The sequence below is a fragment of the Streptomyces sp. NBC_00637 genome, from assembly GCF_045161545.1.
Taxonomy (GTDB): Bacteria; Actinomycetota; Actinomycetes; order Streptomycetales; family Streptomycetaceae; genus Streptomyces.
Genome location: NZ_CP109046.1, coordinates 5,740,793 through 5,754,224, shown reverse-complemented (window position 1 = coordinate 5,754,224; position 13,432 = coordinate 5,740,793). Strand labels below are relative to the sequence as shown.

The 13,432-nt window shown below is 72.6% G+C and carries 9 protein-coding genes; 6 read left to right on the top strand and 3 right to left on the bottom strand.

Annotated elements, in window-relative coordinates:
* Positions 1-410: 410 nt before the first annotated feature.
* Complete coding sequence (locus OG440_RS25260; protein WP_406009062.1) at positions 411-1,634, bottom strand: ROK family protein; 1,224 nt, start codon at positions 1,632-1,634, stop codon at positions 411-413.
* Between the two features lie 120 nt (positions 1,635-1,754).
* Between OG440_RS25260 and OG440_RS25255 the strand changes: the two genes are divergently transcribed.
* The 3 genes from OG440_RS25255 to OG440_RS25245 all read left to right on the top strand — a co-directional run bounded on the left by OG440_RS25255 (position 1,755) and on the right by OG440_RS25245 (position 7,624).
* Positions 1,755-3,416 (top strand): MGH1-like glycoside hydrolase domain-containing protein, encoded by a 1,662-nt coding sequence (locus OG440_RS25255; protein ID WP_406009061.1) that lies wholly within the window; start codon positions 1,755-1,757, stop codon positions 3,414-3,416.
* On the top strand, positions 3,413-5,362 hold the full coding sequence (locus OG440_RS25250) for a glycogen debranching N-terminal domain-containing protein (RefSeq protein ID WP_406009060.1): 1,950 nt from the start codon (positions 3,413-3,415) through the stop codon (positions 5,360-5,362). The genes OG440_RS25255 and OG440_RS25250 overlap by 4 nt, the downstream gene beginning before the upstream one ends.
* A 153-nt stretch (positions 5,363-5,515) precedes the next feature.
* Positions 5,516-7,624 (top strand): CDP-alcohol phosphatidyltransferase, encoded by a 2,109-nt coding sequence (locus OG440_RS25245; RefSeq protein WP_406009059.1) that lies wholly within the window; start codon positions 5,516-5,518, stop codon positions 7,622-7,624.
* A 14-nt stretch (positions 7,625-7,638) separates the two neighbouring features.
* Here OG440_RS25245 and dusB read toward each other — a convergent pair whose 3' ends face one another.
* The gene (gene dusB / locus OG440_RS25240; protein WP_406009058.1) at positions 7,639-8,835 is read right to left on the bottom strand and encodes a tRNA dihydrouridine synthase DusB; all 1,197 of its coding nucleotides are present in this window, start codon (positions 8,833-8,835) and stop codon (positions 7,639-7,641) included.
* A 232-nt stretch (positions 8,836-9,067) separates the two neighbouring features.
* Here dusB and OG440_RS25235 point away from each other — a divergent pair, with 232 nt between their 5' ends.
* Entirely contained in the window at positions 9,068-10,513 is a 1,446-nt protein-coding gene (locus tag OG440_RS25235) for an MFS transporter (protein ID WP_406009057.1), read from the top strand.
* Here OG440_RS25235 and OG440_RS25230 read toward each other — a convergent pair.
* Entirely contained in the window at positions 10,503-11,561 is a 1,059-nt protein-coding gene (locus OG440_RS25230; RefSeq protein ID WP_406009056.1) for a helix-turn-helix transcriptional regulator, read from the bottom strand. The two genes, OG440_RS25235 and OG440_RS25230, sit on opposite strands and share 11 nt — an antisense overlap.
* A 101-nt stretch (positions 11,562-11,662) precedes the next feature.
* On the opposite strand from OG440_RS25230, the gene OG440_RS25225 reads away from it, so the two are divergent.
* Both OG440_RS25225 and OG440_RS25220 read left to right on the top strand, forming a co-directional pair.
* The gene (locus OG440_RS25225) at positions 11,663-13,093 is read left to right on the top strand and encodes an MFS transporter (protein WP_406009055.1); all 1,431 of its coding nucleotides are present in this window, start codon (positions 11,663-11,665) and stop codon (positions 13,091-13,093) included.
* A gap of 117 nt (positions 13,094-13,210) precedes the next feature.
* Complete coding sequence (locus OG440_RS25220) at positions 13,211-13,429, top strand: hypothetical protein (RefSeq protein ID WP_406009054.1); 219 nt, start codon at positions 13,211-13,213, stop codon at positions 13,427-13,429.
* Positions 13,430-13,432: the final 3 nt, after the last annotated feature.

Below are 13,432 nucleotides of genomic sequence, written 5' to 3'. Positions count from 1 at the left end.
CGCGTCATGTGCGCGTAACCAACCGTCCGCCAGCGGATCGAAAGTCAAGGCTTGGCAAGCGGACGGCCGCCGATGTTTTCACTTCTTGAACGCAAGCACCTCCCGAGCGCCTCTCACATGCCCCATATTACGCTCAGATGAGCAGTGTGAGGCACGATTGATTTCGATCGATGAACGATCAAGGGGTGGCACTGAGTGCCACCCCTTGAGGAAGTGCAGTCGGTCTTGAATCGCTCATCTGAGCACTTCCCCCCTCAGGGGTGGCGAGAATCACGCTCTGATCCGCCCCGCACGGGCGCCCCGATTTCACGATGCGGACGTCGCCGAGGACACGTCCAGGGACGGAAACCCGCTCGTCACACGAGGGTCGGGGTCCCGGCGGTTCCGGGATCCCGTCATACGAGCGTCCCTCATACCCCGAGGGCCAGCAACCGCTCCTCGACGCGCTCCGGCGCGTACAGATGCTCCACGACCAGCGCGCCCGCTCCCACCAGGCCCGCGCGTTCGCCCAGTCGCGAGGTCACCACGTCCAGGTGGGCCGTGGAGCGGGGCAGCGCGCGCTGGTAGAGCAGTTCGCGCACGCCCGTCAGGAAGGCGGTTCCGGCGAGGTCTCCGGCGATCATGAGAACCCCGGGGTTGAGCAGTGTCACGACGGTCGCCAGTACGTCCCCGACGCGCCGCCCCGCCTCACGGGCCAGCGCGGCCGCCTCCGGGTGGCCGGCCGCGAGCAGCTCGCGCACGTCCGAGCCGGACGACGCCGCGACACCCGACTCCGCCAGCCGCCGCGCCACGGCGCCACCGCTGGCGACCGCCGCGAGACAGCCGTAGGAACCGCAGCGGCAGAGCGCCTCCGCGCCCACCCGGATATGCCCGATGTCGCCGGCCCCTCCGTCGATGCCGCGGAAGATCGAGCCGTCGACCACGACCCCCGCGCCTATCCCGGTCGACACCTTGACCAGCACGAACGCCGAGCAGTCGGCGTATCCGGTGCGCTGTTCGCCGTACGCCATGAGGTTCGCGTCGTTGTCGACGAGGACGGGGACCGCCACCGCGCCTCCGTAGCCGCCCGCGTTCCCGCCCGCCGTCCGTTCGGTGAAGGCGCGGGACAGGCGGCCCCTTATGTCGTAGCCGTCCCAGCCGGGCATGATCGGCGGCTGGACGACCCGGCCGGTCTCGCTGTCGACCGGGCCGGGCACGGCGAGTCCGATGCCGCACACCTCGTCCGGCCGGTGGCCCGCCTTGTCCAGCAGCTCGGCGAGCCAGCCGCCCAGCTCGCCGAGGACCGCGTCCGGCCCGTCCTCGATGACCAGCGTGCCGCCGTGCTCGGCCAGGATCTCCCCGGTCAGCGTCAGCACGGCCGCTCGCGCGTGCCGCGTGTCCAGGTCCGCCGCCAGGACGACGGCGTGGGCGTCGTCGAACTCCAGGGTGATCGAGGGACGGCCCCCCAGCGGCGAGTCGACCGGGCCGCCGGCGCCTTCGCGCAGCCAGCCGGCGCGGAAGAGGCGGTCCAGTCGCTGGCCGACGGTGGCGCGGGAGAGGCCGGTGGCCTGCTGGAGGGCACCACGCGTCGTCGCCCGTCCCCTGCGCACCAGTTCGAGCAGATCTCCGGAGCTGGCCTGGCCTCGTCCCGTCATGCGCACCCCCTTGTGTTTCCCAAGCCTGCATTACATATTGAGTTTTGCGTGTTAAATAGACGTAACTCTACGGTAGCCACTGCCGAACCGGTCGGCCTTGTCGTCTTCGGGGAGCCCCGAGTGGATCGCACCGCCCAACTCATCGCCCGCCCGGCGGAGTACGCCGTTGCATACGATCCGGCAGCGCCGCCGGGCCCGCCGCACCTCGGGGCCCCGGCGCCCGGGACCCCGCACCTCGCGGCGCTGCGCCGCCGGGCGGCGAACGTGCTGGCGGGCAACTGGACGGGCGCGTCGACGGTCCCCTCCCCCGGCCTGTACCCGCACCAGTGGTCCTGGGACTCGGCCTTCATCGCCATCGGACTGCGGCACGTGTCGCCGCACCGGGCCCAGACGGAGCTGGAGACGCTGCTGGCCGCCCAGTGGGGCGACGGGCGCATCCCGCACATCGTGTTCAACCCCTCCGTGCCGCTCGACGCGTACTTCCCGAGCCCGGACTTCTGGCGCTCCTCGACCGCGGGGCGCGCTGCGGGCGCCCCGCGCACCGTACAGACCTCGGGCATCGTGCAGCCACCGGTGCACGCGCTCGCGGCCTGGCTGGTGCACTCCGCCGACCCGGAACTCTCCCGCTCCCGCGGCTTCCTGACCCGGGTGTACCCCCGGCTGGCCGCCTGGCACCGCTATCTGCTGCACCGGCGCGACCTGGGCGGGGGCGGTCTGGTGTCCGTCGTCCATCCGTGGGAGCAGGGCATGGACAACGCGCCGAGCTGGGACGCGCCGCTCTCCAGGGTCACCCCGGCCCCGGCCCGCTCCTTCCGGCGCGCCGACCTCGACCACGGGGCGCCCGAGGACCGTCCGACGGACCTGGACTACGGACGGTACGTGCGGCTGGCCACGGACTACCGGGACGGCGGCTACCGCGACGGAGGAGTACGGGACCGCGGGACACGGGACGGCGGGGAGCGGGACGGGGGGCATGCGGGCGGGCTCGGTGGTGGTGGCGAGGGAATCGGGGGCCACCGCGCCGGGGGCGGCGCGGAGTTCGCGGTCGAGGATCCCGCGTTCAACGCGCTGCTCATCGCCTCCGAACACGCCCTCGCGCGCATCGCGTTCGAGCTCGGGGCGACCGGCACGGCCCGGCACGCGCGCGCGGAGCGCCTCACGGCCGCCCTCGTCGAGCGGCTGTGGGACCCGGCGGAGGGCATGTTCTTCTGCCGTGATCTGCGCGGCGGCGACCCGGACCGGGGCCCCGATCCGCTCGGCGGTGCTCCCGAACGGGGCCGGCGACCGCTCACCGGCGCCCTGATCCCGGAGCGGGGCGTCTCCGGTCTGGTGCCGCTCCTCCTGCCCGGCCTGCCGCGCGAGGTGGCCGCCGCCCTCGTACGCACCCTGCGCGGCCCGCACTTCGGTCTGGGCACCACCACCCGCCTCGCGCCCAGCTACGACCTGCTCGGCGAGGCCTTCGACCCGAACCGCTACTGGCGCGGCCCGGCCTGGTTCAACACGAACTGGCTGCTCGAACGGGGTCTCAGGCTGCACGGCGACCACGCCGACGCGGACGCGCTGCGCCGGGCCGTGCTGGACATCGCGGACACCTCCGACTTCGCCGAGTACGTCGACCCGTACACCGGCGAGGCCTGCGGCGCGACCGGCTTCGGCTGGACCGCCGCGCTCACGCTCGACCTGCTGCACGACGACACCACGTCGGGCACGGGTGTCATGGCCGGTCCGGACATCACGGCCGGCACGGGTATCAAGGCTCTCGAGGGAGGGGTCCGGGGATGACGGACCGGCATCATCTGCTCGTGTACGGCGGGACGTTCGCTGCCGTGGGCGACCGCGGGGACATCAGCGGCGTAGGGGGTTCCGGGGCGGCCGCCGGGTCCCCCGAGGGGTTGTTCGTGCGCGACGCCCGGCATCTCAGCCGCTGGCAGCTGACGGTCGACGGCGCCGTCCCGGAGGTGCTCTCGCCGGTCGCGGACGGGGACACCACCCGGTGCGTGCTCGTCCCGCGCGGCGGCCGCAACGAGCCGCCCTCGTGCACGCTCTTCCGTGAACAGGCCGTCGGAGACAGCTCGTTCGTGGAATCGCTGCGGGTCGTCAGCAACCGGCCGGTGCCGACGACGGTCCGCCTCGCGGTCACCGCCGACGCCGACTTCACCGACCAGTTCGAGCTGCGCTCCGACCACCGTACGTACGCCAAGACCGGAGTGGTCCGCCGCCGCCAGATCCTCGACGACGGGGTGGAGTTCACCTACCGGCGCGGCGAGTGGAAGTCCTGTACGACGGTGACGGCCGAGCCCGTGCCGGACGGCGTCGAGGAGACCGGTACCGGCGCCCGTCGGCTGGTGTGGAAGCTGGAGCTCGACCCGCACGGCTCGGCCGAGCTGACCCTGCGGGTGATGGCCCGGCCGCACGGAGAGAAACGCACCCTGCGGGTGCCCCGCTCACCGGCGGCGGTCACCGGACAACTCCTCGCGAGGGAAGGCGAGTTCGTGGAGGGCGTGGCCTTCCCGACCGGCTGGCCCGAGCTGGCCGCGGCCTGTGCGCGCGGCCTTGCGGACCTGGCCGCGCTCCAGGTGCAGGCGACCGGCCCGGACGGCGAGGAACTGCGCGTCCCGGCGGCGGGCGCCCCCTGGTTCCTCACCCTGCTGGGCCGGGACGCCCTGCTCACCTCGCTCTTCGCCCTCCCCTACCGCCCCCGCCCGGCCGCCGCCACGCTGCTCGCGCTCGCCGCGGCCCAGGCCACCGAGACCGGACCGCGGACGGTGGCCCAGCCCGGCAAGATCGTGCACGAGATGCGGCACGGCGAACTCGCCCACTTCGGGCAGGTCCCGTACGGCCGTTACTACGGTTCGGTGGACGCGACCCCGCTGTTCCTCGTGCTCCTCGGCTCGTATGTCGAGCAGACCCGTGACCTGGCGCTGGCCCGGCGGCTGGAGCCGCACGCCCGGGCGGCGATCGGCTGGATGCTGGACCACGGCGGGCTCACCTCCCGCGGGTACCTCGTGTACCGGGCCGACCAGGGCGGTCTGGCCAACCAGAACTGGAAGGACTCCCCCGGCGCCATCTGCTCCGCGGACGGCACCCGCGCGACCGGTGCGGTGCTGGCGGCGGGGGCCCAGGGGTACGCCTACGACGCGTTGCGCCGCACGGCGTGGGTGGCGCGCACCGTGTGGGAGGACGAGAAGTACGCGGCACTGCTGGAACAGTCGGCCGCCGACCTGCGGGACCGGTTCCAGCGGGACTTCTGGATGCGGGAGCGTTCCTTCCCGGCGCTCGCCCTGGACGGCGAGGGCCGCCAGGTCGACGCGCTCGCCTCGGACGCCGGGCATCTGCTCTGGTCGGGGCTGCTGGACAAGGAGTACGGGGAGACCGTCGGCCGGCGGCTGCTCGAACCGGACTTCTTCTCCGGCTGGGGCGTACGCACCCTGGCGTCCGGGCAGCCGGCGTACCACCCGCTCTCCTACCACCGCGGTTCGGTCTGGCCGCACGACAACGCGCTGATCACGCTGGGTCTCGCCCGCTACGGCCTGCACGACGAGGCCCGTACGGTCGCCCACGGGCTGGTCGACGCGGCGACCGCGACCGGGCACCGTCTCCCCGAGGTCCTCGCGGGCTACGGCCGCGACACCCACGCGGAGCCGGTACCGTACCCGCACGCGTGTGTACGGGAGTCCCGTTCGGCGGCGGCGCCGTTGGCGCTGCTCACAGCGGTCGGGGGCGCGTAATCCGGCTGCTTGGCGTGACGTTTGCGTGGTGTTTGCCGAGCGCTGGCCGAGGGGGCTGAACGCGAGCCGAGGGCAGCCCGTACGAAACTGTGGCGGATCCGGCTCCCTGCCGGATCCCCCGAACCGCCGGGCTTCGTACGGAAGGACCCTCGGGTGCCTGTCACCACTCACTCGTCCCCACTGCCCTCACCGCAAGGCCCCGAGGACGACACCCCGACGCCCACCACGACGACCCGACCGGAACCGGAGCCTCCGGCGGCGGAGAGCCCGGCGAGGGAGAGCGCGACCACCGAGACCCCGGCCGGCGAAAGCCCGGCAGCGGAGAGCCCGACGGTGGAGAGCGCGACCGTCGATGGCCCAGCGGTCGAGAGCGCGACCGTCGAAAACCCGGCCGCCGAGACCCCGCCCGCCGAGGGCAGGCCCAGCGAGTCGAGCGAGTCCGGCAAGTCCGCGGAGCCCGACAAGGCCGGCGAGACCGCCGAGCCCAGCGACCGCGAAGAGTCCAGCAAGCCCGACGTGCCCGAAGAGTCCGCCGAGCCCGGTGCGTCCGCCGGGGCCGGCCGGGGCGAGCTGCGGGGTCTTCGGGCCCGGGTCGCGTACTGGCGGGGGTGGCGGGGGCGGTATCCGCGGGCCGCTCGGGTGCTGTGGTGGACGGCGACCGTCCTGTCCCTGGTGCTCGTGTTCGGGGCGTTGTCCCTGCCGAATCGTGTCTTCTCGCTGCACGTGAGCCGGTTCGCGCGGCTGCCGGGTGAGGCGATCATCGGCGCGGCCGTGCTGCTGGCGCTGCCGCGCCGGCCCCGGGTGGCGCTGGCGGCGGTGGCCGGCGCGGCCCTGGGCGCGCTGACCATACTGAACGTGCTCGACATGCAGTTCGTGGAGTATCTGGGCCGCGACTTCGACCTCGTCCTGGACTGGACCCTGCTGGACGACGCGCGGTCGTACGTGGCGGACTCTATGGGCGGGACCGTCGCGATGGCCGCGTCGATCGGGCTCGTCCTCCTCGTCGTACTGATCATGGCCGGCATGGCGCTGGCGACGGTCAGACTGAGCGGCATCCTGGTGCGCGACACCCGGCGGGCGACCCGGGGCACGCTGATCGCGGGCACCGTCTGGATCACCTGCTCCGTCCTCGGTGTCCAGTACGCCCAGCTGCCGGTCGCCTCCGACCAGGTCGTGAGGACGCTGGCCTTCGAGGCCGGGCGGGTGCGGGAGACCCTGCGGGACGAGGCGGCGTTCGGGAAGGTGGCCCGCAGCGACACGTTCGGGGCCACCCCGCCCGCCCAGCTCGTGCCGGACCTGCGCGGCAAGGACGTGATCTTCACCTTCATCGAGAGCTACGGCCGCAGCGCCATCGAGGACGATGGCATGGCGCCCGGCGTCGACGAGACCCTGGAAACCCGCACCGCCGCGCTGGCGAAGGCGGGCTTCAGCGCGAAGAGCGGCTGGCTGACGTCGGCGACATACGGCGGCAGCAGCTGGCTCGGCCACTCCACCACCATGTCCGGCCTCTGGGTCGACACCCAGCAGCGGTACCGCACGGTCATGGCCAGCGACCACCTGTCGCTGACCAAGGCGTTCCAGAAGTCCGGCGCCTGGGACACGGTCGGTGTCATGCCGGGTGTGCAGAAGGGCTGGCCGGAGCAGAAGTACTACGGCCTGGACAAGGTCTACAACGCCTTCCAGATGGGTTACCAGGGGCCGAAGTTCAGCTGGTCGACCATGCCCGACCAGTACGCGCTGGAGGCGTTCCAGCGGCTGGAGCACGGCCGCACCGACCGCGACAAGCCGCTGATGTCGGAGATCATCCTGACCTCCAGCCACCAGCCCTGGGCGCCGATCCCGAAGATGGTCGACTGGGACGAGCTCGGCGACGGCTCGGTCTTCGAGGGCATCGAGGAGGCCGGCGAGAAGGCGTCCGACGTCATCTCGGACTCCGCCAAGTCAAAGGAGGAGTACGGCAAGTCCATCCAGTACTCGGTGACCGCGCTGACCGAGTGGCTGGAGCGCTACGGCACCGACGACACCGTCCTGGTGTTCCTCGGCGACCATCAGCCGATCAGCCGGGTCAGCGGCAACAACGCCAGCCGGGACGTGCCGGTCTCGATCGTCGCCAAGGACCCGAAGGTCCTCGACAAGATCGCCGGCTGGAACTGGACGGACGGCCTGAAGCCGGCCCACGACGCCCCGGTGTGGAAGATGAGTTCCTTCCGGGACAGGTTCCTGAAGGCGTACGGCTCGACGCCGCACCCGTCGACGGGCTGAGCGTGCGGCGGGCGTCAGCCGCCGGAGGTGTCCAGTTCCGCGTCCTCGCTGATGCCCGCGCAGTCGTACGGGTCCTTCAGCCAGCCGTCCGGCAGCACGACCCTGTTGTTGCCGGACGTGCGGCCCCGGGGGCCGTCCGCGCCGGTGGGCCAGGCCTGGTCGAGGTCCAGCTCGTCGAGACCGGCCCGGAGTTCGGCGAGCGACGAGGTGATGGCGAGGCGCTTGCGCATCTCGGAGCCGACCGCGAAGCCCTTGAGGTACCAGGCGACGTGCTTGCGGAAGTCGATGACCCCGCGCGGCTCGTCGCCGATCCATTCGCCGAGCAGAGTGGCGTGCCGGACCATCACGTCGGCGACCTCGCGCAGCGACGGGCGCGCACCGTAGCCGGCGGCGTCGTCTCCGGCGCCTTCGTCTCCGGCGGGGGCCTGCGTGCGGCCCTCGAAGGCGGCCACGAGGTCGGCGAACAGCCACGGCCGGCCGAGGCAGCCGCGTCCGACGACCACGCCGTCGCAGCCGGTCTCGCGCACCATGCGCAGCGCGTCGTCGGCCGACCAGATGTCGCCGTTGCCGAGGACGGGGATCTCCGGGACGTGTTCCTTCAGACGGGCGATCGCCTCCCAGTCGGCGGTGCCGCCGTAGTGCTGGGCGGCGGTGCGTCCGTGGAGCGCGATCGCGGTGACGCCCTCCTCGACGGCGATCCGGCCGGCGTCGAGAAAGGTGATGTGGTCGTCGTCGATGCCCTTGCGCATCTTCATCGTCACGGGCAGGTCGCCGGCGCCGCTCACCGCCTCCCGCAGGATGGCCCGCAGCAGGGGGCGCTTGTAGGGGAGCGCGGAGCCGCCGCCCTTGCGGGTCACCTTGGGGACCGGGCAGCCGAAGTTGAGGTCGATGTGGTCGGCGAGGTCCTCCTCCGCGATCATGCGGACGGCCTTGCCGACGGTGGCGGGGTCGACGCCGTACAGCTGGATCGAGCGCGGCTTCTCGGTCGCGTCGAAGTGGATCAGCTGCATGGTCTTCTCGTTGCGCTCGACCAGCGCCCTGGTCGTGATCATCTCGCTCACGAAGAGGCCCTTGCCTCCGCTGAACTCCCGGCACAGGGTGCGGAAGGGAGCGTTGGTGATCCCGGCCATGGGGGCCAGGACGACCGGCGGGGTGACGGTGTGCGGGCCGATCCGGAGGGTCGCGTTCTGCGTGGGCGCGGTCGTGGGCATCCACCCATTGTCACGCATCGGACGGCGTGCCCGGCCGCCCGTTTCCGTCCCCGCCCCCACGCTCGCCCGCGCACAGCCCACGCACCCGGCCGCGCACCCGGCCGAAAGGCCCGCGTACCGCGGCCTCCGCACCCGTCACCGCACCCGCCGCCCACCCGCCTCCGCACCGGCCGACGGATCATGTATCGACCATTAGTTAGGCGCACTATTGATGTCGGCTACGATGGAACGCATGCCCGAGCTCAGCCCTCGCCGACGTCTCCTGGTCCTCGCGATCTGCTGCATGAGCCTGCTGATCGTGAGCCTCGACGTCACCGTGCTCAATGTCGCCCTGCCCGCGATGCAGAGCGACCTGCACGCCTCCACCGCCGGTCTCCAGTGGACGATCGACGCGTACACGCTCGTGCTCGCCGTGCTGCTGATGCTCGCGGGATCGACCGCCGACCGGATCGGCCGCAAGAAGGTCTTCATGGCCGGGCTGGTCGTGTTCACGATCGGCTCGCTGCTGTGCTCGCTCGCCCCGGATCTGGAGCTGTTGGTCGTGGCCCGGCTGGTGCAGGCGGTCGGCGGTTCGATGCTGAACCCGGTCGCCATGTCGATCATCACCAACACCTTCACCGACCCCCGTGAACGGGCCCGGGCTATCGGCGTCTGGGGCGCGGTCGTCGGCATCTCGATGGCCGCGGGCCCGCTGCTGGGCGGACTGCTGGTGGAGTCCGTCGGCTGGCGGTCGATCTTCTGGCTCAACCTGCCGATCGGCCTGGTCGCGCTGCTGGCGACCCTGCGGTACGTCCCGGAGTCCCGCGCGGCCGAGGCCCGCCGCCCCGACCCGGTCGGCCAGCTGCTGGTCATCGCCCTCTTCGGCCCCCTCACCTACGCGATCATCGAGGCGCCGGAGGCCGGCGCCTCGACCAGCCTCCCCTTCGCGGCGGTGGCGCTGGCCGCACTCATCGGCCTGCTCTGGTACGAGCCCCGGCGCGATGAACCCCTCGTCGACCTGCGTTTCTTCCGGTCGGTGCCGTTCAGCGGGGCGACCGTGGTCGCGGTCGCCGCGTTCGCCGCGCTGGGCGGGTTCCTGTTCCTGTCCACGCTGTACCTCCAGAACGTACGGGGGCTCGACGCCCTGCACGCCGGGCTGTGGATGCTGCCCATGGCGGTGCCGATGTTCCTGTGTGCCCCGCTGTCGGGACGGCTGGTCGGCAGCCGGGGACCGCGGCTGCCGCTGCTGATCTCGGGCGCCGCGATCACGACGAGCGGGCTGCTGTTCGCCGTCTTCGAGGCGGAGACGTCCGACGTGACCCTGTTCCTCGGGTACGTGCTGTTCGGGGTGGGCTTCGGGTTCGTGAACGCGCCGATCACGAACACGGCGGTGTCGGGCATGCCGCGCGGTCAGGCGGGGGTCGCGGCGGCGGTCGCCTCCACCAGCCGCCAGCTGGGCCAGACGCTGGGCGTCGCGGTGATCGGCGCGGTCCTGGCGGCGGGCGTGAGCACCTCGGCCTACCGCGACACCTTCGTCTCGGCGGCCGTCCCCGGCTGGTGGATCCTCACCGGCTGCGGTGCCGCCGTCCTCGTGCTGGGCGCCGTGACGACCGGAGCCTGGGCCCGGCTGACGGCGGAGCGGACCGCGCGGCGGCTGGAGTCGCCGGAGGTCCGGGAGGCCGCGAGCCTCAGCGCCTGACCCCGCGCTCGGCGTCGGCGGCGGTCTCGGTGGCCTCGGCGACCTCAGGGCTTTCGACGACGTCGGCGGCTTCGGCGGTGCCGGCGGTCTCGGCGAAAGGCGCCTGCGCGAACGCGTACAGCTTCTCCAGCCGCTCCCGGGTCACCTCGTCCGCCGGTGCGTACGTCACCAGACGCGCCCCGGGTTCCGGGCTCAGCCAGAGGTCGGTGTGGGTGAGGTCGAGGAGGCCGACGTGCGGGTTGCGGAACTGCTTGGTCTTGCTGCGGGTCGCGACGACCTCGTAGCGCTCCCAGTTCTCGCGGAACTCCGGTGACTCCGACTGGAGCCTCTTGACCAGCATCTTCCAGGCGGGCTCGGTGAGGTGGCCGGCCATGGAGGCGCGGAGCTTCGCGGCCATCAGGCGCATGGTCTCGTCGAGGTGGACGACCGACTCGCGCCACCGCGGGTGGGTGTGGACGAGGATCATGCAGTTGCGGTCCTCGGGCGGGATCGCGTCGAGGTCGCAGAGCAGATGGGCGTAGGTGCGGTTGTAGGCCAGGATGTCGTAGCGGCTGTTCTGGACGCAGGCGGGCAGCGGGTCGAGCTGGTCGAGCACCTCGCGTACGGCGTCGGTGACGCCGGTGCACGACGAGGCGGGGGTCGGGTCGGTCGCGGCGGCCAGCTGGAAGAGGTGCGCCCGTTCGCTCGGGTCGAGCAGCAGGGTGCGGGCGAGGGCGTCGAGGACCTGGACCGAGACCTGGATGTCCCTGGACTGTTCGAGCCAGGTGTACCAGGTGACGCCCACCGCAGAGAGGTGGGCGACCTCCTCGCGGCGCAGTCCCGGGGTGCGGCGGCGCGCTCCGCGCGGGAGTCCCACCTGCTCGGGCGTGATCCGCTCGCGGCGGCTGCGCAGGAAGGCGGCCAGCTCGTGGCGCCGGATCTCCCCGCCCGCCGCGCGCGACCCGCGGCCGTCCCCCGCCTCACGGCCCGCTCGGAGGTCGCGGTCTCCCCCGGCTCCGCGGGTTTCCCGGGTCTCGCGCGCGCGTGTTTCCGGGGCCATCGTCGTCATGCCTCCAGCGTGCGCCCGCCCGGACCCTGTTGCCAGGTACTCCTTCTACCAGGATAAGAAGCATCTGGTACCCGTCTGGGCGGCGGCGCAGGCTCGGGAGCGTGACTGAAACCCTCACCACCCCCGCCCCCGCCCGGTCGGTCGCGGCGCCCCGTGCGCTCGGCTCGCTCGGGCTGTTCACCGTGCTGCTCGGCGCGGCACTTCCGCTGATCGACTTCTTCATCGTCAACGTCGCCCTGCCCACCATGGGCCGGGATCTGGCCGCGAGCGAGTCCGTCCTCGAACTCGTCGTCGCCGGATACGGGCTCGCGTACGCCGTCCTGCTCGTGCTGGGCGGCCGGCTCGGCGACCTGTTCGGCCGGCGCCGGCTCTTCCTGGGCGGCATGGCCGCGTTCGGCCTGACCTCGCTGGCCTGCGGGCTCGCGCCCGACGCGTGGTCGCTGGTCGCGGCGCGGGTCGCGCAGGGCGCGTCGGCCGCCGCGATGGTCCCGCAGGTGCTCGCCACCATCCAGTCGTCCACCGAGGGGCCGCGTCGCGCCAAGGCGATGAGTCTGTACGGCGCTACCGCCGGGCTGGCGATGGTCGCGGGCCAGATCCTGGGCGGCGTACTGGTCGCCGCGGACCTGGCCGGCAGCGGCTGGCGGTCGGTGTTCCTCGTGAACGTCCCCGTCGTGGCCGTCGGGCTCGTCCTCGCCGTCCGTGCCGTCCCGGAGACGCGCTCGCCGCGTCCCGACCCGGTGGACGGACCCGGCACCGTGCTCCTCGCCGCCGCCCTGCTGACGCTGCTCGTCCCGCTCACCGAAGGCCGGGCGGCGGGCTGGCCGCTGTGGACGTGGCTGTCGCTGGCCTCGTTCCCGCTGGTGACGGGCGCGTTCCTGGCGGTGGAGCGGCGGGCCGACCGGCAGGGCCGTACCCCGCTGGTGCCGCCGAGCCTGTTCGCGCTCACCCCGCTGCGGCGCGGCCTGACGCTCATGGTGCCGTTCTCGATCGGCTTCAGCGGGTTCATGTTCGTCATCGCCGTGGCGCTCCAGAGCGGGGCGGGACTGGGGCCGGTGTCCGCCGGTCTGGCGCTCGCGCCGATGGCGGTGGCGTTCTTCCTCGTCTCGCTGGCCGGGCCACGGCTCGTGACGCGGTTCGGGGCCCGGGTGGTCACCGCGGGTGCGGTGGTCCACGGCGTGGGTGTCGTCCTCATCCTGCTGGCGGTCCGCGCCGACTGGCCGGACGTGGGCTTCGTCGCGCTGCTGCCGGGCGCGGCGGTCGCCGGTGCGGGGCAGGCGCTCCAACTCCCCGTCGTCATGCGGATCGTGATGTCCGAGGTGCCGCCGGCCCGCGCGGGTGTCGGCAGCGGTGTGATGGTGACCACCCAACAGACCGCGCTGGCACTGGGGGTGGCCACCCTCGGCACCCTGTTCCTCTCCCTGGTCCCGGGGATGGGCGTGCGGGACGCCCTGGTCGCCACGCTGGCCGTGCAGTTGGGCGGGGTCGTCGTGACGGGGCTGCTGAGCCTGCGGCTGCCGCGCACGGTGGGGTGACCGCGGCGCGCCGGACCGGGTCGAGGGGAACGGCTGGGTCAACCCGACCGGCCGGAACCCCTGTTGATGTTCGGAATGCTGCACAATCCTTGCCGGCCGAGACTTTCGGGAGGCGTGGTGCTGGAGATCAACACGAGCAGGGTGAGTCGCTGGGATCAGCACGGGCGGGAGCATGTCGTCAGAGTGCGGCGCGCGGGAGTGCAGCGCACGATCAGATGTGACACGTGCGGCTGGCGCAAGGGAGCGCAGTTCCTGCCGTGGCTGAAGGCCGAGGAACACCTCGCCGAGGCGCATCAGGCGACGGTGGATCCCGCGGAGGGCCGCGAGTCGCGATGACTT

Coding starts and splice junctions, on each gene's coding strand:
- OG440_RS25235 (WP_406009057.1), top strand. CDS start 9,068: ATGCCCGAGCTCAGCCCTCGCCGACGTCTCCTGGTCCTCGCGATCTGC.
- OG440_RS25230 (WP_406009056.1), bottom strand. CDS start 11,561: ATGACGACGATGGCCCCGGAAACACGCGCGCGCGAGACCCGGGAAACC.
- dusB (WP_406009058.1), bottom strand. CDS start 8,835: ATGCCCACGACCGCGCCCACGCAGAACGCGACCCTCCGGATCGGCCCG.
- OG440_RS25260 (WP_406009062.1), bottom strand. CDS start 1,634: ATGACGGGACGAGGCCAGGCCAGCTCCGGAGATCTGCTCGAACTGGTG.
- OG440_RS25250 (WP_406009060.1), top strand. CDS start 3,413: ATGACGGACCGGCATCATCTGCTCGTGTACGGCGGGACGTTCGCTGCC.